At 73.7% G+C, this 21,109-nt stretch carries 17 protein-coding genes; 10 read left to right on the top strand and 7 right to left on the bottom strand.

Going from position 1 to position 21,109, the window contains the following annotated elements; genetic code table 11:
• Positions 1 to 211 precede the first annotated feature (211 nt).
• The 4 genes from AB0N80_RS03545 (at position 212) to AB0N80_RS03530 (ending at position 6,323) form a co-directional block, all read left to right on the top strand.
• Complete coding sequence (locus AB0N80_RS03545) at positions 212 to 1,417, top strand: LLM class flavin-dependent oxidoreductase (RefSeq protein ID WP_363577594.1); 1,206 nt, start codon at positions 212 to 214, stop codon at positions 1,415 to 1,417.
• Positions 1,414 to 2,766, top strand: coding sequence for an NtaA/DmoA family FMN-dependent monooxygenase (locus tag AB0N80_RS03540; RefSeq protein WP_363577592.1), 1,353 nt, complete (start codon positions 1,414 to 1,416; stop codon positions 2,764 to 2,766). The genes AB0N80_RS03545 and AB0N80_RS03540 overlap by 4 nt, the downstream gene beginning before the upstream one ends.
• Positions 2,763 to 4,649, top strand: coding sequence for an FAD/NAD(P)-binding protein (locus AB0N80_RS03535; protein ID WP_363577590.1), 1,887 nt, complete (start codon positions 2,763 to 2,765; stop codon positions 4,647 to 4,649). The genes AB0N80_RS03540 and AB0N80_RS03535 overlap by 4 nt, the downstream gene beginning before the upstream one ends.
• A 204-nt stretch (positions 4,650 to 4,853) precedes the next feature.
• Positions 4,854 to 6,323 carry a hypothetical protein gene (locus tag AB0N80_RS03530; protein ID WP_363577588.1) on the top strand — a complete coding sequence of 490 codons (1,470 nt, stop codon included), beginning with the start codon at positions 4,854 to 4,856 and terminating at the stop codon, positions 6,321 to 6,323.
• Positions 6,324 to 6,436: 113 nt separating this feature from the next.
• On the opposite strand, the gene AB0N80_RS03525 is transcribed toward AB0N80_RS03530, so the two are convergent.
• From AB0N80_RS03525 to AB0N80_RS03510, 4 genes are read right to left on the bottom strand one after another with little or no spacing between them, the layout of a single operon-like run.
• Positions 6,437 to 7,477, bottom strand: coding sequence for an ABC transporter ATP-binding protein (locus AB0N80_RS03525; RefSeq protein WP_315993897.1), 1,041 nt, complete (start codon positions 7,475 to 7,477; stop codon positions 6,437 to 6,439).
• Positions 7,474 to 8,310 carry an ABC transporter permease subunit gene (locus tag AB0N80_RS03520; protein WP_363578176.1) on the bottom strand — a complete coding sequence of 279 codons (837 nt, stop codon included), beginning with the start codon at positions 8,308 to 8,310 and terminating at the stop codon, positions 7,474 to 7,476. The genes AB0N80_RS03525 and AB0N80_RS03520 overlap by 4 nt, the downstream gene beginning before the upstream one ends.
• Positions 8,307 to 9,182, bottom strand: coding sequence for an ABC transporter permease subunit (locus AB0N80_RS03515; RefSeq protein WP_363387800.1), 876 nt, complete (start codon positions 9,180 to 9,182; stop codon positions 8,307 to 8,309). Before AB0N80_RS03515 ends, AB0N80_RS03520 begins: the two co-directional genes overlap by 4 nt.
• Complete coding sequence (locus AB0N80_RS03510) at positions 9,179 to 10,423, bottom strand: ABC transporter substrate-binding protein (protein ID WP_363577585.1); 1,245 nt, start codon at positions 10,421 to 10,423, stop codon at positions 9,179 to 9,181. Before AB0N80_RS03510 ends, AB0N80_RS03515 begins: the two co-directional genes overlap by 4 nt.
• 73 nt (positions 10,424 to 10,496) lie before the next feature.
• Between AB0N80_RS03510 and AB0N80_RS03505 the strand changes: the two genes are divergently transcribed.
• Positions 10,497 to 11,192, top strand: coding sequence for a TVP38/TMEM64 family protein (locus tag AB0N80_RS03505; protein ID WP_315993900.1), 696 nt, complete (start codon positions 10,497 to 10,499; stop codon positions 11,190 to 11,192).
• Positions 11,185 to 11,811 (top strand): CDP-alcohol phosphatidyltransferase family protein, encoded by a 627-nt coding sequence (locus tag AB0N80_RS03500; RefSeq protein ID WP_363387809.1) that lies wholly within the window; start codon positions 11,185 to 11,187, stop codon positions 11,809 to 11,811. Before AB0N80_RS03505 ends, AB0N80_RS03500 begins: the two co-directional genes overlap by 8 nt.
• Before the next feature lie 51 nt (positions 11,812 to 11,862).
• Here AB0N80_RS03500 and AB0N80_RS03495 read toward each other — a convergent pair whose 3' ends face one another.
• Positions 11,863 to 13,320 carry an FAD-dependent oxidoreductase gene (locus tag AB0N80_RS03495; protein WP_363577583.1) on the bottom strand — a complete coding sequence of 486 codons (1,458 nt, stop codon included), beginning with the start codon at positions 13,318 to 13,320 and terminating at the stop codon, positions 11,863 to 11,865.
• A 38-nt stretch (positions 13,321 to 13,358) separates the two neighbouring features.
• Between AB0N80_RS03495 and AB0N80_RS03490 the strand changes: the two genes are divergently transcribed.
• Positions 13,359 to 14,024, top strand: a complete 666-nt coding sequence (locus tag AB0N80_RS03490; RefSeq protein ID WP_315993903.1) for a methyltransferase domain-containing protein — start codon at positions 13,359 to 13,361, stop codon at positions 14,022 to 14,024.
• A 177-nt stretch (positions 14,025 to 14,201) separates the two neighbouring features.
• On the opposite strand, the gene AB0N80_RS03485 is transcribed toward AB0N80_RS03490, so the two are convergent.
• On the bottom strand, positions 14,202 to 15,224 hold the full coding sequence (locus tag AB0N80_RS03485; protein ID WP_363577580.1) for a methylenetetrahydrofolate reductase C-terminal domain-containing protein: 1,023 nt from the start codon (positions 15,222 to 15,224) through the stop codon (positions 14,202 to 14,204).
• Positions 15,225 to 15,332: 108 nt separating this feature from the next.
• On the opposite strand from AB0N80_RS03485, the gene AB0N80_RS03480 reads away from it, so the two are divergent.
• The 3 genes from AB0N80_RS03480 to AB0N80_RS03470 all read left to right on the top strand — a co-directional run bounded on the left by AB0N80_RS03480 (position 15,333) and on the right by AB0N80_RS03470 (position 19,889).
• Complete coding sequence (locus AB0N80_RS03480) at positions 15,333 to 15,947, top strand: pyridoxamine 5'-phosphate oxidase family protein (protein WP_363577578.1); 615 nt, start codon at positions 15,333 to 15,335, stop codon at positions 15,945 to 15,947.
• Positions 15,948 to 15,949: 2 nt separating this feature from the next.
• A complete protein-coding gene (locus tag AB0N80_RS03475) occupies positions 15,950 to 16,783 on the top strand; it encodes an FAD binding domain-containing protein (RefSeq protein WP_363577576.1) in 834 nt (277 codons plus the stop codon).
• 85 nt (positions 16,784 to 16,868) lie between these two features.
• Entirely contained in the window at positions 16,869 to 19,889 is a 3,021-nt protein-coding gene (locus tag AB0N80_RS03470) for a molybdopterin cofactor-binding domain-containing protein (RefSeq protein WP_363577574.1), read from the top strand.
• A 226-nt stretch (positions 19,890 to 20,115) separates the two neighbouring features.
• On the opposite strand, the gene AB0N80_RS03465 is transcribed toward AB0N80_RS03470, so the two are convergent.
• A complete protein-coding gene (locus AB0N80_RS03465; protein ID WP_363577572.1) occupies positions 20,116 to 20,973 on the bottom strand; it encodes a PhzF family phenazine biosynthesis isomerase in 858 nt (285 codons plus the stop codon).
• Between the last annotated feature and the right edge of the window lie 136 nt (positions 20,974 to 21,109).

Here is a 21,109-nt window from a genome sequence, read left to right as displayed (position 1 = left end):
CACCGTCGGAAACGCCGCGTCGCGCGGCGTCACAGACCGCTCCGAGGAGTGCGTCGTCCGGCGGGAAGCGCTAAGTTCCGCGGCCTCGTCGGCGAACGTGTCGCTGCGAGGCGTTGCGTTACGTCACCGATTGAGGCCCGCGCCACCCTCGCGCGACAGTGAAGACGATCCGCCGCCCGCTGATCCGCCGCCCGCAGAACAAGGAGCCTCGATGCCGGACCGCATCCACCTCGCCGTCGCCCTGGACGGGGCCGGCTGGCATCCCGCCGCCTGGCGCGAGCCCGGCGCCCACCCCACCGCACTGACATCAGCCGCGTACTGGCGCGATCTGATCCGCACCGCCGAAGGCGCCGGGGTGCTCTTCGCCACGATCGAGGATGCGCTCAGCCTCGGCGGCCGTTCGAGCGAACCGGATGCCGAGACGCGGCGCGACCGCGTCCGCGGGCGCCTCGACGCGGTGCTGCTGGCGTCGTTCCTGGCCCCGGTCACGGGCCGGATCGGCCTCGTGCCCACGGTGACGACGGCGCACCCGGAGCCCTTCCACGTCGCGACCGGGCTGCAGACGCTCGATCACGCGAGCCGCGGACGCGGGGGCGTGCGGCTCGTGGCCGGATCGACGGAGCAGGAGCGAGCCAACTTCGGACGCCGCACCGGCGGCCCTGCGGGCCTGCCCGCGTCGGGTCGGGTCGAGGACGACCCGGCGCTGCTCGGTGCGTTCCGCGAGGCGGGCGAGGTCGCCGAGGTGATCCGCCGGCTCGCCGACTCGTGGGAGGACGAGGCGATCGTGCGCGACCTCGAGACGGGCAGATTCCTCGACCGCGACCGCGTGCACAACATCGACTACGCGGGCGAGTTCTTCTCGATCACCGGCGCCTCGATCGTGCCGCGCTCCCCGCAGGGCCAGCCGCTGATCACCGCCCTCGCGCACCAGAGCGTGCCCTACCGCTTCGCCGCGGAGCACGCCGACCTGGTGTTCATCACCCCCTCCGACGCGGCGTCGGTGACCGGCATCCTCAATGAGCTGCGGGATGCCGCGGACGCGGTGCGCACGCTCGACGAGCCGCTGCGCGTGTTCGCCGATGTGCTCGTGCTCGTCGAGGAGACGCGCGAGGCCGCCTCCGCCGTGTGGGACCGCCTGCAGGATCGGGCGACGCTCACCACCGACGCCCGCGTGGTCGTCGGCACCGCCGACGGTGTCGTGGACGAGCTGCGGGCCCTGGCCGCGGCCGGGGTCGACGGCATCCGCCTGCGTCCGGCCCGCCTGCCCGCCGACCTCGAGGCCATCGCCGCGAGCGTCGTCCCGCGGGCGGCGGAGGCCGGCATCCTGCGGCCCGACGACGCAGCGGCGACGCTGCGCGAACGTCTCGGACTCCCCCGCCCCGCCAGTCGCTACGCCCGTCAGGAGGTCGGCGCATGACCCGTCGGCAGATCCACCTCGCCGCCCATTTCCCCGGTGTGAACAACACCACGGTGTGGACCGACCCGGCCGCGGGCAGCCAGATCGATTTCTCGTCGTTCGAGTACTTCGCCCGCACCGCCGAGCGCGGCCTGTTCGACTATCTCTTCCTCGCCGAGGGGCTCCGCCTGCGCGAGCACCGCGGGCAGCTGCACGACCTCGACGTCGCCGGGCGCCCGAACACCCTCGCGATCCTCACGGCGCTGGCCGCGGTCACCGAGCACATCGGGCTCGTCGGCACGCTCAACACCACCTTCAACGAACCGTACGAGCTCGCGCGTCAGCTCGGCACCCTCGACCTGTTGTCGAACGGCCGTGCCGGATGGAACGCCGTGACCAGCTCCGACGCCTTCCACGGCGCCAACTTCCGCCGCGGCGGCTACCTCGACCACGCCGACCGCTACGTGCGGGCCTCGGAGTTCGCCGAGCTGTCGAAGGCGCTGTGGTCTTCGTGGCGCGACGACGCGATCGAGGCGGATGCCGAGACCGGAACGTTCCTGCGGGCCGGGGCGATCGCGCGGGTGCGGCACGCGTCGCGCCTGTTCGACGTGGACGCCGTTCTCGACGTGCCCCGCTCGCCGCAGGGGCGGCCGGTCATCGTGCAGGCGGGCGACTCGGCCGACGGTCGCGACTTCGCCACCGCGCACGCGGACGTGATCTTCTCGCTGCACACGGAGTTCGCCGACGCGCAGCAGTTCTACCGAGACGTGAAGGGGCGGCTGACCGCGCACGGCCGCGACGAGGACTCCCTGAAGATCCTGCCCGCCGCGACCTTCGTGCTCGGCGACACCGCCGCGGAAGCCCGCGAGCGCTCGCGCGAGATCGCCCTCGCCCAGGTGCGCCCGCAGACGGCGGTCACGTATCTCGAGCAGATCTGGAACCGCGACCTCAGCGACTACGACGCCGACGGGCCTCTCCCCGACGTCGAGCCCGACACGGGCGTCGAGACCGCACAGGGCTTCGCGGGCCGGCACGCCGCGATCCGCGCCCGGGTCGGGCAGCTGCGCGACCAGGCCGCGGCCGAGAACCTCAGCATCCGCGAACTCGTCATCCGCCTGACGGCGAACCACACCTTCGTCGGGACGCCGGAGCACGTGGCATCCGAGATCGACCGCTACGTGCAGGAGCGGGCGACCGACGGGTTCACCGTGGTCGGGCACGTCACCCCGCACGGTCTCGACGAGTTCGCCGACCGGGTCGTGCCGCTGCTGCAGGAGCGGGGCTCGTACCGCCGCTCGTACGACGAGGGTGCGACGCTGCACGACCTGCTGGGGCTGCCGGCGGTTCGCGAACGGGTCACCGCGCCGTGAGCGACGTCGTGATCGTGGGGGCGGGACCGCGGGCGGTGATGCTCGTGGAGCGCCTGCTCGCACGGCGCACGCGCGCCACGGCCGCGCCCCTGCGCATCACGCTCGTCGACCCGTTCCCGCCCGGGGGCGGCCGCATCTGGCGGTACGAACAGTCACCGCTGCTGAAACTCAACTCCATGGCGCGCGACGTGACGGTCTTCACCGACGACAGCTGTGTGATCTCCGGTCCGGTGCGCTCGGGCCCCTCCCTCATCGAGTGGGCGGAGCGCGTGCGCGACGGGCGCCTGCCCGATGTGCGGATCGACGATCCCGCGCTGACCGACGAGGTGCACGGTCTGCGCGGCGACAGCTTTCCGACGCGCCGCCTGCAGAGCCTGTACCTCGACTGGTTCTGGCGTCGCACGGTCGCCATCGCCCCGCCCGGCGTCGAGGTGCGATGGCATCCGGGCAGCGTGCAGTGGGTCGACGACACCCCCGAAGGGTGGGAGGTCGCACTCGCCGACGGCACGCGCCTGAGCGGCGACGTCGTCGTCTACGCGGTCGGACACAACGGACGCGAGCCCGAGGGCACCGCCCTCGACGTGAGCGCCGCAGCCGCCGCCGCGGGTTTCGTCTACCTCGAGCCGGCCTTCACCGCCGACGCCGACCTGTCGCGCCTCGCACCCGGCGCCGACGTCATCGTGCGGGGGATGGGACTGGCGTCGGTGGATGCCGTCGTGCTCCTGACCCAGGGACGCGGGGGCCGCTTCTCGCGCCGCGCCGACGGGAAGCTCGCCTACACCGCCTCGGGGCGCGAGCCGCGTCTGCATCTCGGGTCGCGGCGCGGTGTGCCGTACCGGTCGAAGGTGGCGTCCCAGGTGCAGGGCGATGCACCCGAGCGCGAAGTGCTCACGCCCGCGGCCATCGCCGAGCTGCTGGATCGACCGGGCAGCATCGACTTCGTCGACGACGTGTGGCCGCTCATCGCGCGGGAGCTCGTGTGGGCGCACTATCGCGAGCTCTTCACCGGGCATCCCGAACGGGTCGGCACCACGTGGGAGGCGTTCCGCGCGACGCTGCGGGCCGTCGACGGCGACACGGCGGCGCTGCGTCGCGCCGTCGCCGAGGTGGTGCCGAATCCCCTCGACCGTTTCGACGTGCGCACCCTCGACGTCCCGCTGGGCGAGGAGACCTTCCTCGATGAGCGGGCGGTGCACGCGCGTGTCCGCCGGCACATCGCCGACGATCTGCTGCTGCGCACCTCGGCGGAGCACAGCACGACGCAGGCGCTGTTCCTCACGATCCTCGGGTCGTTCCTCGCGCTCGGCGACATCCCGGTCGATCGATGGAGCGCACGCTCGCGCGCGGTCGACCTGCCCGTCACCTGGCACACGTTCTTCAGCTACGTCGCGTCGGGCCCGCCGCCGCACCGGTTGGAGGAGCTGCTCGCGCTCGCCGACGCGGGCGTCGTGCGCTTCCTCGGTCCCGACCTGGCGGTGCACCTCGACCCGCCCCGGGGCTTCGTCGCGACCTCCCTCCGCCGCGGGGGCGAGGTCGTCGCCGCCGCTCTCGTCGACGCGTGGCTGCCCGCACCCGCCGCGGCAGCGAGCGACAACCCGGCCCTGCGCGAGCTCGCGACCCGGCACGGGCGGGAGGTGCACGTGGCCGACGAGCAGTTCGCCGGCTCCCTCGGCCGCATCGACGTCGACCCCGACGGGCGGGTGGTCTCGCGCGACGGCATCGCGCAGGAGACGCTCTTCGCGCTGGGTCCTTTCACCGCGGGGCTCGAGGCCGGGGCCTTCACCCGACCGAACTCCAACGCCCTTTCGCTCCGCCACACCGACCGCGTCGCGGGGGCGGTCATGGCCGCCGTCACGACACGTCGGGTCGCCGGCATCCGCTGATCCGATCGGGAACCCGCGCGGAGGCCCGGAGGCCACTGTGCGTCCCGACCTCCGGCAGGACCGCATCCACGGGATTCTTCGGCGCCGATCAGCCCCGGCGCGCCGCATCGACGCCGCGTGGGGGCAGGATGGAGCCCTGCGCAATCCGAACCCGGGCGCGCGGCGAAGACTTCTCGTAGTGCGACGACGCCACGAAAGGACGACATGCGACTGGCGACGACCCTCCGGCGGTTCGAACTCGACACCCGCCCCATCCACCCCGAGACGCGCCGCGCCCTCGACCGGCGGTGGGCGGAACTGCCTGAACACGCCAAGACGCCGAGTCAATTGCTCGGGCGCAGCGCCGTCGGGTGCGAGGGGACGCACGGCGTCTTCCCCAAGTGCAACCTCACGTGTTCGCCCTGCTACCACTCGGCGGACGCCAACAAGGTACGCATCGACGGCGACCACACCGTCGACAACGTCACCCGCCAGATGGACTATCTGCGCGAGGTGCGCGGACCACGCGCCCATGCCCAGCTCATCGGCGGCGAGGTGAGCCTGCTCAGCGCCGAGGACCACGCCCGCTCCCTGCTCGCCATGCGCGCCGTCGGCCGTGAGCCCATGTCGATGACGCACGGCGACTTCGACTACGACTACCTGCTCGACGTCGTCCTCGACGAGGACGGCAAGCCGCGCTTCGACAAGGTGTCGTTCGCGGCGCACTTCGACTCGCTCATGCGCGGCCGTCGCGGTGCCGTGCGCCCCCGCGGCGAGGCGGAGCTCAACCCGTTCCGCGAGAAGTTCGCCCGCATGTTCGTCGACCTCAAGCGCGACCACGGCGTGAGCAGCTACCTCGCGCACAACATGACGGTCACCCCCTCGAACGTCGCGGAGGTCGAGCAGGTCACGCGCGACGTGCTCGAGATGCCGTTCGACATGATGTCGTTCCAGCCGGCGGCGTTCATCGGCGACGACCGCCGCTGGCGCGAGGACTTCGGCGAGGTCACGATCGACGCGGTGTGGGAGAAGATCGAGGCCGGCGCGGGGCAGAAGCTGCCGTGGCAGGCGACGCAGTTCGGCGACCCGCGCTGCAACCGCTCGACCGTGGGTGTGCGCGTCGGAAAGACCTTCGCCCCCGTGCTCGACCCCGAGGACCCGAAGGACATCGCGGCCCGTGACAGGTTCCTGTCGCACTTCGGCGGCATGATCTTCGGCGGCATCCCCCGTCACGTGTTGGCCGTCAAGGTCGTGCGCGCTCTCGCGTCGCATCCGCGCGACATCCCTCCGCTGATCGGCCTGATGGCGCGCGTGCTGCGCCGCGCGGGTGGTCTGCGACAGGTCGTGTCGGCGGCCCGCCGCGGCAAGGTGTCGTTCAAGACCTTCGTGATCCACAACTTCATGGATGCCGAGCAGGTCGCGCCCGCGTGGAAGCTCATGGAAGAGGGCGTCGTCGCCGACGACCCGCTGCTGCGCGAGACGCAGGAGCGCCTGGGCGCGTGCATGTACGCGATGGCGCACCCCGAGGACGGCCGTCTGGTGCCCGCGTGCGTGCAGCACTCCGTGCTCGACCCGGGAGAGAATGGGGAGCTCCGCCGCATCCTGCCGTTGCCGACGGTGCGTCCGGGCGCCACGGTGACCGCGCGCCCCTCGGGTCTGACCGCGGTGCGCGAGACGGGCGCGCGTACGGCCTGAGCCGCGTGCGGGAAGCTGCGGGTCGGAGGATCTCGGCTCGCGGCGCATGCTGCCGGTACGGGCTGATCAGGTGCGCTCTGCGCGCCCCGTCGGCCGGGCCGCCCCGCTCGACGTCAGCCCGCGACGACGTGCGCGAGCTCGGCCGCGATCGACACGGCGACCTCATCGCCGGGCCGCAGGCCCGACACCGATGGCACCTCCGCGTGCAGCGTCAGCGCGCCCGCGCGCACCGTCACCTCGCTGCGCGCACCCACCGGCCGCCGCGCCCCGACCGTTCCGACGACGCCGAGGGAGGCGGCATCCGGTCGGTCGCCCACCCGCACGTCCTCCTGGCGGAAGACGAGCGTCGCCGCTCCGTCGGCGAGACCCGTCGCGGCGAGCTCACCGAGCGCACTGCGATGGATGCCGCGGCGCACCTCGCCGGGGACGGCGTTGCGCGTGCCCATGAGCTCGGCCGCGCGCAGACTCCCCGGGCGGCGGTAGGCCTCGACGACCGTGCCCTCGTGCAGCAGCCGGCCGTGCTCGACGAGCGCGATGCGGTCGGCGACCCGTGCGGCTTCGTCGCGGTCGTGCGTGACGAGCAGGATCGTCGGGGCGACGTCGGCGCGCACCGCTTCGAGCAGGTCGTGCATGTCGGCCCGCAGCGCCGAGTCGAGCGCGCTGAACGGTTCGTCCAGCAGCAGCACGGCGGGCTCGGCGGCGAGGGCGCGCGCGATCGCGACGCGCTGCTCCTGCCCGCCCGACAGCTCCCCGACCCGGCGTCGGCCGTAGCCGGCGAGGCGCACGGTGTCGAGGTACCGCTCTGCGCGCTCGCGGGCGCGGGCACGCGGCATCCCGGACACCCGGTCCGAGAATGCGACGTTGTCGAGCACCGACAGGTGCGGGAACAGCAGCGACCGTTGGAAGACCATGCCGACGCCGCGCTGCTCGGCGGGGATGGGGGCGACGTCCCGATCGGCGATGGCGACCGTCCCTCGATCCGGGGTCTCGAGGCCGGCGATCACGCGCAGCAGGGTCGATTTACCCGAGCCGCTGGGTCCGAGCACCGCGGTGCAGCTTCCCGCGGCGACCGTCAGCGACAGGTCGTCGAGAGCGGGGGCCGTCGAGGCGGGGAAGGTCTTGGTCAGGCCCGTCAGGACCAGGTCGGCGCTCACGTGACCACCTCTTTCCGGGTGCGGGGGTGCCGACGATGCCCCAGAGCGAGGACGCCGACGAGCAGGATCACGGGGGGCACGATCGCCGACAGCGACATCAGCGCCACGGCGGCGTCGTTACCGAGGCCCGCGGCCGCCGACGCCACGACGAGAGGCAGGGTGACCACCTCTCCCCCGCCGACGATGAGCGTGACGATGTAGTCGCTCCACGCCACGAGGAAGGCGAGGAACGCGGCGCGCGCGAGCGCCGGCGCGATCAGCGGCAGCTGCACGCGCCGCAGCACCTGCAGGCGCCCGGCACCGAGCAGACGCGCCTCCTCTTCGTACGAGCGGTCGTAGGCGCCGTAGGCGGTGCGCATCACGAACGCCGTGTAGGGGAGCGCCATGACCGTCAGCACCATCGCCACCCCGACGAGCGAGGGCACGTGCGCGCGCAGCAGCACGACGTTGACGCCGAGCACCGCGGCGAAGGGCGGGAGCGCGATCGGCGCGAGCAGCAGCACCGAGACGAACCGCGCCCCGGGCACGGCCCCGAAGGTGAGCGCGCGGGCGGCGAGCGCACCCAACAGCGTCGCCGTGATCGCGACGACGATCCCGAGCACGAGCGAGCGGCCCAGCGCCGGCACCGCGCCGAACGCGATCGCCTGGTCGACCGAGCGGATGCCGAGGGCGGTGGGGAGCACGGACGGGAAGCTCCAGCGGTCGGCGAACGACCACAGCACGAGCGGCAGCAAGGGCAGAGCGAACCACACCGCGAGGACGACGGCGAGCAGTCGCCGCAGAGCCTTGCCGGCGCCGCGCGAGCGGGTGAGGGGGCTGTCGACGGCGGTCATCGCCACGCCGCCGTCCGCCGGAGCGCGGCGAAGGTCAGGGCCACCGCGGCCAGGGCGAGCGCGCTCGTCACCAGCGCCACTGCGGCCGCCTCGGGTCGCGAGTCGAGCGACACGCCCTGGAACAGGCGCACCGCGAGCACGGGCAGCGGCTCGGGCGAGGTGCGTCCCAGCAACCACAGCACCTCGTAGGAGCCGAGAGCGTAGACGAAACTGATCGCCGCTCCGATGAGGATCGTCGGCGCCGTCAACGGCAGCAGCACGTGGCGGAAGCGCTGCGCGCGACCCGCGCCGAGCAGCGCTGCGGTCTCGTCGTAGGTCTGGATGCGGGTCGCAAGCGTGCCCGTGACGATGAGGGCGATGAACGCCGACTCCTTCCACGCCAGTTCGACGATCGCGGCGCCCCACAGCGGGCCGCCGACCCACGGCGCCCACGATTCGGGAGGGATGCCGAGCAGGCGTGGCAGCACGCCGGCGTCCGACAGCAGCAGCCCCACGGTGGCCGCGGCGATGAGGTGCGGGATGGTGACGGTGAGGGTGCCGAGGGCGGCCACCGCGCGGCTGCTGCGCGTGCGCGAGACGATCACGATCGCCGCGAGCGTGCCGATGATCACCGCCAGCACGGTGCTGACCGCGGCCACGCTGAGCGAGACGCCGACGGCGGCGAACAGCTCGCCCGGACGCGCGGTGAAGGCCGCGACCCCCGGGGTGGGCCGCCCCACCACCGGCAGCAGCCCGAACGCCTGCAGCGCCGTCGCCCCGATGCCGCCGCCCAGCACCACGAGCGAGAGCACGGCGGCCGGCAGCACCAGCAGCGCCCCGCGCAGCTTCTCGCGGGGCGAGCCGGCGCGCCGGGCGACGGGCGCCCAGGTCACCGCGACAGCACGTTCTGCCGCCAGCCGTCGTCGAGCGCGGGGACCCATTCGGCGGCGAGCTCGCCGTGCGCGTTGCGCGAGATCTCGTCGTACGGCGGCACCACGGGAGAGACCGGTAGGGCGTCGAAGAGGGCGCGGTCCTCGGCCGACAGGGCGTTCAGGTCGAGCACGGGGAACTGCCCCCACACGTCGGGCTCGGCCTTCTTCGCCTGCTGCTCGGCCGAGAGGGCCACGTTCGCGACGACCATCGCGCCCGCTGCGGCGTCGGAGTTGACGGGCAGGCCGAGGAAGCTGGCGTTGCCGACCGTTCCGTCCTCGAGCGTCAGCACCTTCGTCTGCGCGGGGTAGGTGCCGTCAGCCACGAGGCCCGTGAGCGTCGCCGGGCCGTAGGTCATGGTCATGTCGACCTGACGGTCGGCGAACAGCCGGCCGAGCTCGGTCTCGTTGGCGGGGTACGTGTCGCCGCCGCGCCAGAGGTTCGGCGCGAGCGTATCGAGCCGGCTCCACAGGGCCGGTGCGAGCTCGTCGAAGGCGTCCTCGGAGAAGGCCGTGGGCACCTCGTCGGCTCCGCCCGACACGCTCGCCAGGGCTTCGCGCACGAACACCGAGCCGGTGAAATCCGGCGGCGCGGGATACGTGAACCGGCCGGGGTGGGCGTCGGCCCAGTCGAGCACCCCGGCGAGGGTGGTCGGCGGGTCGGGGATCGCCTCGGCGTTGTACGCCAGGGTGAACTGCGCCTTGTGCCACGGCGCCTCGCAGCCGTCGACGGGGGTGCCGAAGTCGGACTGCAGCAGCGGGTCGTCGGCCGAGGTGTTCGCCATCGAGGGCAGCATCCCCGTCCAGCCGCAGCGCCACGCCCCGGCATCCTTGCCCGTGCGGAAGTTGTCGCTGTTGACCCACACCAGGTCGACGCTGCCGTCGTCGCGGCCGGCCTGCAGCTCGGTGAAGACGCGGTTCAGCGCGTCACGGGTGTCGGTGACGGGAACGCGCTCGAGCGTCACGCCGTACTCCGCGACCGCGGGCGCGAGCACGTCGTCGATGTAGGCGTTGCCCTGGTCGTCGCCGCCGTACATCCACAGCTGCACGGTCTGACCCTTCGCGGCCGACAGCACGGCATCCCAGTCGGCGAACTCCGCCGTGTCGGGGGCCGCGGGCGCGGCGCAGCCGGTGAGGGCGAACAGGGCGGATGCCGCGGCCACGGTGATCGCGGCGAGACGACGTCGGTGTCGAAGGGGGGTCATGGGGCTCCTCGGTCGGGACCGGCGACCGCAGGTCGCGTGCGGACTTAGGGTATGGGGAAGCGGAGGGTGATCGATGGAACCGAACCGAACCGACGCACCCGCGGGCGGTGCGATGCGCCGACCCCTTCTCCGCCTGGTGCTTCTCGGTGTCTTCGTCGCCGTCGTCGCAACGGTTGGTTTCGTCTTCGTCCCGCACGACGTCGAACAGATCCGCGCGTGGTCGACCCAGGTCGGCTGGACGGGCGTCGTGCTCTTCACGCTGCTGTACGCGGCGCTGACGTTGAGCCCCGCCCCCAAGAACGTGCTGGGGATCGCCGCCGGTCTGGTGTGGGGCTTTCCGGTGGCGTTCGCGATGGTCTACGTCGGCGCCCTGCTCGGGGCCGCGGCATCCTTCCTGATCGGTCGCGCCCTCGGCCGCGAGGCCGTCGAACGCTTCACGGGGGCGCGGGTGGCCCGCCTGGATGCCGCGCTCGGACGCCGCGGTCTCCTCGCGGTGCTGAGCGCCCGGCTCATCCCCGTCATCCCGTTCACGCTGATCAACTACGGCGCCGGCCTGACCTCGGTGCGGCGCCGCGACTACGCCATCGGCACCGCGGTGGGCATCCTCCCGGGGTCGGCCGCGTACGTGGCCCTCGGCGCGTTCGGGTGGGAGCTGGGCCCCGGCTTCTGGACCGCGTTGGCCGCGATCGGCGTGCTCGTGATCGGCGGACTCGTCGCCGGGGCGATCGTGCGCCGTCGCCGGGATCAGCGGGGAGCCCCCGGTGCTTGACCGCACGATGCGCGCAGCGCTCTCGGGCCCCCTGGATGCCGCGGCCGCGGCCCTCGACCGTCCCGGGATCACGCCCGACCGGCTCACCGTCGCCGGCCTCGTGCTCGCCCTGGCCTCGGCCGGTGCGGCCGCTGCGCAATGGTGGGTCGTCGCCGCCGTGCTGTGGCTGCTGTCGCGGGTGGCCGACGGGCTCGACGGCACGCTCGCGCGGCGGCGCCGGGCGGAAGGCGACGGCGGGGAGAGCGAGGCGGGCGGCTTCCTCGACATCGCGGCCGACTTCATCGCCTACGGCGCCGGCGTCTTCGGCGTCGCGTGGGGCGCGACGGCGGCGTTCGGCATCCCGTGGTGGCCCTTCCTGCTCGTGCTGCTGACCTATTACGTCAACGGCACGGCCTTCCTGGCGTTCTCGTCGATCGCCGAACGCACCGGGCGCCGCATCGACGACGGGCGATCGCTGTCGTTCCTGGGGCGCATCGCCGAGGGCACCGAGACGATCATCGTGCACGCGCTCTGGCTGCTGCTGCCGTTCTGGGCGGGGTGGATCGCGCTGGCGTGGGCGCTCTTCGTCGGGGTGAGCGCCGTGCAGCGCGTCGTGGTCGGGTACCGCCTGCTGCGGTGACCGCCGGGGAGCGGCGACCCCGGGAGGCGCCGCGCGGGTCCGGGCCGCGAGTCAGCCCCGGCGCCGCCGCACGCGCCGCAGCAGCCGGATCACCGCCGCGACCGCCCCCGTGCGCAGGGCGCCCTGGGCGTCGCGCACGGCGGCGTTCCAGCCGGCATCCGAGTACGTCGGGTAGGCGTGCAGCACGCCGGCCAGGTCGCGCACCGAGAGCCCGCGCGACACCGCCGTCGAGAGCTCCCCGAGCGACTCCCCGGCGCGCGGACCCACGATCGTCGCGCCCACCACACGTCCCTTCCGGTCGACCGCGAGCCGCGTGAACCCCGCGGTGCGACCCTCGGCGATCGCGCGGTCGAGGTCGTGGTGCGCGGTCTCGACGATGCGCACGTCCGAGTCCGCCGTATCCACCGTCGACGTCCCCACCGCCGCCACCTCGGGAGAGGTGAACGTCACGCGCGGAACGTCGTCGAGACGCACGCGACGCGACAGGCCGAGCACCGCGTTGGTGGCGGCGATGCTGCCGAACATCCCCGCGGTGTGGGTGAAGCGCGGCAGCGGCGTCGCGTCGCCGGCGGCGCGGATGCGCGGGTTGCTCGTGGCGAGGGTGCGGTCCACCGCGATCGCGCCCGCGCGGTCGAGGTCGACGCCCGCGGCCTCCACCCCCAGTCCCGTCGTGTCGACACGGCGGCCGAGGGCAGCGAGCACGCGGTCGACGACCACCGTCGTGCCGTCAGCGAGCCGCGCGGTCGTGCCCCCCACGCCGCGGGAGGCCTCGGCGAGCGTCATCCCCAGGCGCACGTCGACGCCGTCGGCGCGCAGGGCCGACAGCACCAGGGCGCTCGCGGCGGGATCCTCCTTCGGCAGCAGCCGGTCACCGCGGTGCACGAGGGTCACGCGCGAGCCGAGGCGGACGAAGGCCTGGGCCATCTCGCATCCGATCGCTCCCCCGCCCAGCACGAGCAGCGTCGCGGGCAGCTCGTCGAGGTCCCACAGCGTCTCGTTCGTGAGCACGTCGACGCCCTCCGGCACGATCGGCGTGCTGCCGGTCGCGACGAGGGCATCGCGGAAGCGGATGCCGACTCCCTCGATGACCAGCGAGCGGGGACCGTCGAACCGCGCACGGCCGCGCAGCGTGTACACGCCGGTCTCGGCGAGCGTCTCGGGCGAATCGACGGGTTCGATCGCGGCGATCGCGCCCTTCACGTGGGCCATCACGGCGGCGAAGTCCACTCGCACCCCGTCGACGTGGATGCCCATCCGCGCCGCGACGCGTGCGTCGTGCGCGGCGTCGGCCGCGGCGATGAGCGCTTTCGACGGGACGCAGCCGGTGAACAGGCACTCCCCGCCGAACCCGTTCGCCTCGACGAGCAGCACCCTCGCCCCGAGCACGGCCGCGGTGCGGGCTCCGACCAGTCCCGCGCTCCCGGCCCCGACCACGACGAGGTCCCACTCCGCCCGACCCGCTTCGACGGCGGTCAGCGGACGGGCGCGGCGACGCGAGACGGAGGTCATCCCCGAAGCCTAGGGTGGTCGGAAGAGGGGGTGGCGCGATGACGACACCGATGCGCCGCTACGGCGTCGGCGCACGCTGGTACGACGTGCTCTCGGGCGAACGCTGGGTGTACCGGGCGGGCCGAGAGGCCGGCATCCGCCTTCTCGACCCGAGACCCGGCGACACCGTGATCGACCTCGGCTGCGGCACCGGTCTGAACTTCGCCGGGCTCGTCGCGGCCGTGGGACCGACGGGGCGCGTGGTCGGTGTCGACCGCAGCTCCGACATGCTCGCCGTGGCCCGTCGTCGGGTCGCCGCGTCGGGGTGGAACGATTCGGTGACCCTGGTGTCGGCGGATGCCGCGACCCTCGACCCCTCCACGATCGTCGCAGCGAACGGGGGGCGCGCGGCGGATGCCGTGTTCTCGACCTACGCGCTGAGCGTGATCCCTGCGCGCGACGAGGCCTGGCGCCGCGCGTGCGCCGCGGTGCGCCCGGGCGGTCGCGCGGGCATCGTCGACATGCAGCGCCCGCGGGGCCGCTGGCGCGTGCTCGAGCCCCTCGCCCTGCTGGCGTGCGCGACCGGAGGCGCCGACATCGACGCGCACCCGTGGCGGCTGCTCGAGCGCGACGCCGCGGACTCCCGCGGCATCGCCCGCGCCGAGCGCAAGGGCGGCCATCTCGTCGCGGTGGCGGCCGACCTCTCCCCCGCCGTCACGCGCTGACACGGCGCTGCCCCGCGTCGCCGGACACCGCGCCCGGCGACATCGCCCCACCCGCATCGCCCGCGGCGCCGCGCCCCCGGCACCGCCCAGTCGTCGAGCGCCCCGGACACGTCGCATCCCCGCGACGCGCGCGGCACCCCCGGACACCCGCCGGGGGCCGCGGCCGCCCCCGCGCGCTCAGCGCAGGCGCCGCCCGATCTCGGCGAGAGCCTCGGCGAACGACTCCTCCGCACCCTCGCGTCCGCCCGACAGGTTGACGCCGACGACGCCGGGGAGCGCAAGCATCTCCTGCGCCATCGCCACCGCGAGGGCGATCCCCTCGGCGCGGGGGTCGCGAGCACGCCGCACGCGCGCGAGGAAGTCCTCGGGCAGCACGAGCGTCGTGATCGACTCCAGCAGATCGGCCGAGGCGTGGTCGACCACCACCGGCACGCAGGGGAGGAATCGGATGCCGTCCCCGACCTCGTCGATGAAACGGCGCACGGGTTCCGCCCCACCGGCGTGGTTGACGAAGCACACGTCGGCGCCGGCGCGGAGCTTCTCGCGCAGCCGCGCCGCGCGCCGGTCGACGGGAGGGGCGGCCGGAGAGGCGGCGACCGACACGACGTGCCCGGCGGCGCGGGCCAGGGCGGCGGCCTCGGTGGAGTCGAGGTCGAACACGGGTGCGGCGTCGGGGCGGTGCCCCGTCTGCGTGTGATCGCCCGTCACGCAGTGCACCCCGGCGACGCCCTCGACCGCGAGGGCGGCGAGCTCCCCCTCGATCGCCACCCGGTTGCGGTCGCGCATGTTGAGCCCCGTCCACACGCGCAGGCCGCGCCGCTGCAGCAGGTGCGCGCGGTACGCGGGAGGGAACTGCACCCGGGCGCTTCCCGCGTCGCCGGCCAGGACGGCATCCACTTCTCCCGTGAGGATTCCGGCGCACGCGTCGATGGATGCCACGCTCAGCGCCCGCGCCGGCAGATCGGCCACGATCCAGGGGCGCGTGCCGAGCGCGTCGAGGGTCGCGGTCGCGGCGGCGGTGCGCGGTGCGGGCCGTACCGCCGTGGTGCGGTCCAGGCCCGTCCACGGCACGGTCGGACGGTGGACGAACGCGCACCGGTGCGCCGCGTCGACCTCGCAGGAGCCGTCGAAGCCGACCCCGCCGCACGGGCCGTACTCCATGCGCTTGGGACACGAGTCGATGAGGGGCAGCACGCTCATGCGGGGAGTGTACGAACGCCGTGTTTCGACGAATGTTCATGGCGGCAACATCGCCGAAACGCGCGCTGCCTACGCTCGTCGATACCCGCAGCATCCTCGGAGGTCGCCATGATCACGGCCGGCACCACGTTCGGTTCCGACGTCGACGACGTCGACACACTCGTCGACGATCCGCTGACGCTGCTCGTGCGCTGGCTGCCGCCGCACGACAGCGAGCTCCGCCCCCTCGCCGCGCTGGCGACGATGGGCCGCGACGGCCTGCCCTCGCTGCGGCACGTGCTGGTCAGCGATCGCGACCTCACCGGGCTGTACTTCCACACCGATGCCGCGAGCGCGAAGGTGGCGCAGATCGCGGCGAACCCGGTCGCGGCCATGTCGGTCGTCTGGCCTGACGTGGGCCGCCAGCTCGTCGTGCGGGGGATCGTCGAGCGGGTCGGCCCCGCCGACGCCGCCGAGGTGTACCGCCGGCGCTCGCGCTACCTGCAGCTGCTCGCGTGGCTGAACACCGACGAGAACGCCCACCTGCACGTGCTCGAACGCAGGCACCTGTGGGCGGAGTTCGACGCCGCGCATCCCGAGCTCGACCCACCGGAGCGATGGGTGGGCTTCCGCGTGCGCCCCGTGACGCTCACGTTCTGGAGGGGCGACGCCCTCGGGCAGAGCACGCGCCAGCACTACGCGCTCGCCGACGGGCGCTGGACCGGCCGGATCCTGGCGGGCTGAGCATGGACATCACCAGCGTCACCTCGCACCGCGTCGCCCGGACGCGCGCCGACCTCGCGCTGCGCGACGGCGAGGTCGTCATCGCCGGCGGAACCTGGCTCATGAGCGAGCCGCAGCCGGGCACGACCGGCTTCGTCGACCTGACCGGCCTCGACTGGCCCGACCTCGAAGTGACCGACGAGGGCCTGCGGATCGGTGCGACCTGCACCATCGCGCGCCTGCTGGCGTGGGTCGAGCACGAGGCCCCGCTCGCGTGGACCTCCCTCGCTCTCGCCCGCCCCGCCGCCGACGCCCTGCTGGCGTCGTTCAAGATCTGGAACACCGCGACCGTCGGCGGCAACGTCTGCCAGGCGTTCGCGGCCGGCGCGATGATCGCGCTGCTGTCGACCCTGGATGCCACGGCACTGGTGTGGACGCCCGACGGCGGCGAGCGCCGCATCGCGGTGGCCGACCTCGTCGTCGACAACGCCGCGACCTCGCTCGCGCCGGGAGAGGTCGTGCGCGCGCTCGACATCCCGCTGCGTGCCCTCACCGCCCAGGTCGGCCTGCGCAAGATCGCCCTCGCCGAGCTCGGCCGCTCCGGTGCGGTGGTCACCGCGCGCGTCGACCCCGACGGATCGAGCGTGTTCGTCGTGACGGCGGCGGTGCGCCGCCCGCGCGTGCTGCGCTTCGCACGGGTGCCGGGAGCCGGGGAACTGCGGGATGCCGTGGCCGGCGCCACCGACTTCTACAGCGACCCGCTCGGCAGCGCCGACTGGCGCCGCGGAGTGAGCATCGTGCTCGCCGAGCGCCTGCGCGCGGAGTTCCAGCGCGAGCCGCAGCGGGGTGCGGCATGACGGCGGCATCCCTCCCGGGCCGAGGGGGAGCGCACCCGTCCGCCGCGCCGAGGGGCCGGGCGACGACCGCCGGGGAGGCAGCCGGATGAGGTTCCACGTCAACGGCTCCCCCGTCGAGGTGGAGCCGCGGGCCGGTCAGTGCGCCCGTACGCTGCTGCGCGAGACGGGGCACGTCGAGGTGAAGAAGGGGTGCGACGCCGGAGACTGCGGCGCCTGTTCCGTGCTGCTCGACGGCACGCCCACCCACTCGTGCATCGTGCCCGCCGTGCGCCTCGAGGGGCGTGCGGTCACCACGGCCGCGGGCCTCGCCCCCGGCGACGACCTGCACCCCGTGCAAGAGGCGCTCGCGAGCGGCTTCGGGTTCCAGTGCGGCTTCTGCTCCCCCGGCATGAGCGTCACGGCATCCACCCTCACCGCCGACGACCTCGACGACCTCGACCGCCGCATGAAGGGCAACCTGTGCCGGTGCACCGGGTACCGACCGATCCGCGAAGCGATCCGGGCCTCGGTGCTCGGTCCGGTGCGCGAGACCGGAAGCGGGGCGGACGCGGGCGGCGCGGACACCGACACTGCCGCGTGCGGCGCCGGCTGCGGCGGCCATCACCGCACTCCGGGCGACGCAGGGCCCGCCCTGATCGCGCGCACTCCTCCTGCGGAGCGGTTCGACCGACCTTCGTCCGCCCTCGCAGGAACCGATCTGCAGGAGTCGTCCGCGCCCGCCGCCTCCCCCACCGCGGGCGTCGGCACCTCGGTCATCCCCGAGGCGGCGCGCCGCATCGTGCAGGGACGCGAACCGTTCACCCTCGACGAGCCCGTGCCCGGCGGCCCCGCCCTCGTGCTGCGGGTCGTGACCTCCCCGCACGCCCACGCCCGCGTGCGCGCGATCGACACGTCCGAGGCGCTTGCCGTACCGGGGGTCGTCGCCGTGTTCACCCACGCCGACGTGCCCGACGTGCGCTACTCCACGGGCCGGCACGAGCACCGCACCGACGACCCCGACGACACCCGCATGCTCGACGACGTCGTGCGACACGTCGGCCAGCGCGTGGTCGCTGTCGTCGCCGAGACGGCGGAGGCGGCGGATGCCGGCTGCCGCGCGGTGCGCATCGACTACGACGTTCTGCCCGCCGTCTTCGATCCCGAGCAGGCCCGGCGCCCCGGGGCGCCCCTCCTGCACCCCGACCGCACCCCCGCGGACCGCGTGATGGATGCCGGACGCAACGTCGTGGCCGGGTTCCACACCGGGCACGGCGGCGACATCGACGCCGCCCTCGCGACCAGTCACGCGACGGTGACCGGCGAATGGCGCTCCTCGCGCGTCACGCACGCGGCGCTCGAGACGCATGCGGCCGTGGGATGGCTCGACGACGACGGGCGCCTCGTCATCCGCTCATCGACGCAGGTGCCGTTCCTCGCCCGCAACGAGCTCGCGCACGTCTTCGGCCTCGAGCGCGACCGCGTGCGCGTCTACGCCACGCGAGTCGGCGGTGGCTTCGGCGGCAAGCAGGAGCTCTTCACCGAAGACCTCACGGCCCTGGCCGTGCTGAAGCTCGGGCGCCCGGTGGCGTACGAGTTCTCGCGCACCGACCAGTTCGTGCGGGCGTCGCTGCGGCATCCGATGCGCGTGCGCGCGACGCTGGGGGCGGATGCCGCGGGGCGGCTGACCGCGATGAAGATCGACGTGCTGAGCGACACCGGCGCCTACGGCAACCACGCGATCGGTGTGCTGTTCCACTCGTGCGCGGAGTCGACGACCCTCTACCGGGTTCCGGCGAAGTGGATCGACGCCGAAGCGGTCTATACCAACAACCCGCCGTCGGGGGCGTTCCGCGGATACGGCCTCGGACAGGTGGTGTTCGCCGTCGAATCGGCGATGGACGCCCTCGCCCAGGAACTCGACATCGACCCCTTCGACCTGCGCCGCATCAACGCCGTGCGCGAGGGCGATCCGCTGCACCCCGACGACGGCGAGACGCACGAGGAAGACCTGATCTGGGGCAGTTACGGCCTCGACCAGTGCCTCGACCTGGCGCAGGACGCGCTGCGCCGCGGCAACGGCGTCGAGGCCCCCGAGGGATGGCTCGTCGGCGAGGGCATGGCGACAGCGATGATCGCCACGATGGCACCGCGCGGCCACATCGCCCACACCACCGCCACCCTGCGCGGCGACGGCACGTACCTGCTGCGCGTGGGCACGGCCGAGTTCGGCAACGGCACCTCGACCGTGCACCGGCAGATCGCCGCGACCGTGCTCGACGCCGCTCCCGAGCGCCTCGAGCTGTGGGCCGCCGACACCGACGCCGTCCGCCACGACACCGGGGCCTTCGCCTCGGCCGGCACGGTGGTCGCGGGCAAGGCCCTCTTCGGCGCCTGCACGGCGCTGCGGCGGCGGATGGTCGACATCGCCCGGGAACTCGCGACCGGAGATGCCGCTGAACTCGCGGTCGCGGCATCCGCCGTCGGGTCGAGGACGCCGATCGGACGCCCCGCGGCGGCATACGGGGATGAGGCGCCCCTCGCGGACTCGGCATCCGGGAGGGACGACATGGAGTTCACGGCATCCGGGATCCGGGTGGGCCGAGAGGTCGTCTCGTGGGGACGGATCGTCGCGGCCGGGGGCGGGAACGAGCTCACCGCGGACGGCGCGGAGTTCGGCGACCTGCGCTCTCTCGCCTTCAACGTGCACGCGGCCCGGGTCGCGGTGGACCCCGAGACGGGGACCGTGAAGGTGCTGCAGTCGATCCAGTCGGCCGACGCCGGGGTCGTCATCAACCCTGCGCAGTGCCGCGGGCAGATCGAGGGCGGGGCCGCGCAGGCGCTCGGCGGAGCACTGTACGAGGAGGTGCTCCTCGAGGACGGCGTGGTGCAGAACCCGGTGTTCCGCACCTACCGGGTTCCGCAGTTCGCCGACGTGCCCGACACCGAGGTGTACTTCGCTGAGACCGACGACAGCCTCGGCCCCTTCGGCGCGAAGTCGATGAGCGAATCGCCGTACAACCCGGTGGGCGCGGCGATCGGCAACGCCGTCTCGCGCGCACTCGGTCGTCGCGGCTACGAGCTGCCGTTCTCGCGCGATCGGGTGTGGCGGCTGGCGGGCGGGAAATGAGCGGGGTCCGGCTCGGCTCCCGTTGCGTCGTCGGCTGAGGCCGAGCGGAGGGGCTGGGCGCGCGTTTCGTCGCTCGGGGCGGAAGATTCACGCCCCGAACGCAAGAACCCGCCCCGAACGAGATGACGGTGAAGCCGGCGAGGCCCTCGCCGGGCTGGGGGCGCACCGTGTCGTTCGGGGCGGACGACTCGCGCCCCGAACGACGGAATGCGCCCCGAACCCCGCGTCACAGGGGCGTCGCGGTTCCCCGCACGAGAATGCCTCCGGATGCCGGGACCTCGACCTCGAGCACGCTCGGTCGCCCGATATGCCGACCTTGGAGCACCGTGAAGGCGAACGGCGCGGCGAGGCCGCCCCGCTCGCGCAGGTACGCACCCAGAGAGGCGGCGGCGGAACCCGTCGCGGGATCCTCGGTGATCTCACCGACGGGGAAGAGATTGCGCGCCTCGGCGACGAGGCCGTCGACGAGGTCGCCCCCGATGTGGACCGTGATGACGGTGCCCTTCCATCCGCGCTCGTCCATGAGCGTGCGAAGGACCGCGGGATCGAAGGTGAACGCGTCGAACGTCTCACGAGAGGCGATCGCGACCACCGGGTGCAGGTTGCCGGCGAAGGCCTGGGCGAGCGGCATCCGCTCATCGAGGTCGTCGGAGCGCAGACCCAGGATGCCCAGCAGGCGGTCGGCGACCTCCGGATCGAGGGCCTCGAGGTGCGGCTCGACGCTGCGGAAGCCGGCGGTCACGCGGCCCTCGGCGTCACGCTCGGTCGACGTCTCGACGACGCCGGCCGCGGTCTCGAACATGAACGGGCCGACACCCTCGGCCTCGGCGAGCGCGACGGCGGTCGCGATCGTGGCGTGCCCGCAGAAGGGCACCTCGGCTCCCGGCGAGAAGTACCGCACGGCGACCCGGCGGCCGTCGCGCTGCCCCACGAACGCCGTCTCGGGGTGGCCGAGGTCGGTCGCGATCCGCTGCATCTGCGCGGTATCGAGGCCCACGGCATCCGGAACCACTCCCGCCGGATTGCCTCCGCCCGGCTCCGCGGCGAAGGCGAGCAGTTCGAGGATCTCGGGAGCGGAGGTCATGCGTCCATTCTCGCGGTGCGACTGCGGGTTCTCGATGGGCTCACCCTGCAAGCCCGTCAGGAGCGTTGTCCCCAGGTGGCCCCGGGGCCACCGCGGCCGCCCCGGGGCCACTTCCGTCGCCCCTCCGGCTACCGCA

Origin of the sequence: Microbacterium sp. NPDC089188 (assembly GCF_040685155.1) — a bacterium.
Classification (GTDB): domain Bacteria; phylum Actinomycetota; class Actinomycetes; order Actinomycetales; family Microbacteriaceae; genus Microbacterium; species Microbacterium galbum.
The sequence above is the reverse complement of the archived record's forward strand: the minus strand, read 5'-3'. Positions and strand labels throughout refer to the sequence as shown.

Excerpts from the sequence above, each read along its gene's own strand:
- AB0N80_RS03545 (WP_363577594.1), top strand. The coding sequence starts at position 212 with ATGCCGGACCGCATCCACCTCGCCGTCGCCCTGGACGGGGCCGGCTGG.
- AB0N80_RS03540 (WP_363577592.1), top strand. The coding sequence starts at position 1,414 with ATGACCCGTCGGCAGATCCACCTCGCCGCCCATTTCCCCGGTGTGAAC.
- AB0N80_RS03530 (WP_363577588.1), top strand. The coding sequence starts at position 4,854 with ATGCGACTGGCGACGACCCTCCGGCGGTTCGAACTCGACACCCGCCCC.
- AB0N80_RS03520 (WP_363578176.1), bottom strand. The coding sequence starts at position 8,310 with ATGACCGCCGTCGACAGCCCCCTCACCCGCTCGCGCGGCGCCGGCAAG.
- AB0N80_RS03510 (WP_363577585.1), bottom strand. The coding sequence starts at position 10,423 with ATGACCCCCCTTCGACACCGACGTCGTCTCGCCGCGATCACCGTGGCC.
- AB0N80_RS03505 (WP_315993900.1), top strand. The coding sequence starts at position 10,497 with ATGGAACCGAACCGAACCGACGCACCCGCGGGCGGTGCGATGCGCCGA.
- AB0N80_RS03495 (WP_363577583.1), bottom strand. The coding sequence starts at position 13,320 with ATGACCTCCGTCTCGCGTCGCCGCGCCCGTCCGCTGACCGCCGTCGAA.
- AB0N80_RS03490 (WP_315993903.1), top strand. The coding sequence starts at position 13,359 with ATGACGACACCGATGCGCCGCTACGGCGTCGGCGCACGCTGGTACGAC.
- AB0N80_RS03485 (WP_363577580.1), bottom strand. The coding sequence starts at position 15,224 with ATGAGCGTGCTGCCCCTCATCGACTCGTGTCCCAAGCGCATGGAGTAC.
- AB0N80_RS03480 (WP_363577578.1), top strand. The coding sequence starts at position 15,333 with ATGATCACGGCCGGCACCACGTTCGGTTCCGACGTCGACGACGTCGAC.
- AB0N80_RS03475 (WP_363577576.1), top strand. The coding sequence starts at position 15,950 with ATGGACATCACCAGCGTCACCTCGCACCGCGTCGCCCGGACGCGCGCC.
- AB0N80_RS03470 (WP_363577574.1), top strand. The coding sequence starts at position 16,869 with ATGAGGTTCCACGTCAACGGCTCCCCCGTCGAGGTGGAGCCGCGGGCC.
- AB0N80_RS03465 (WP_363577572.1), bottom strand. The coding sequence starts at position 20,973 with ATGACCTCCGCTCCCGAGATCCTCGAACTGCTCGCCTTCGCCGCGGAG.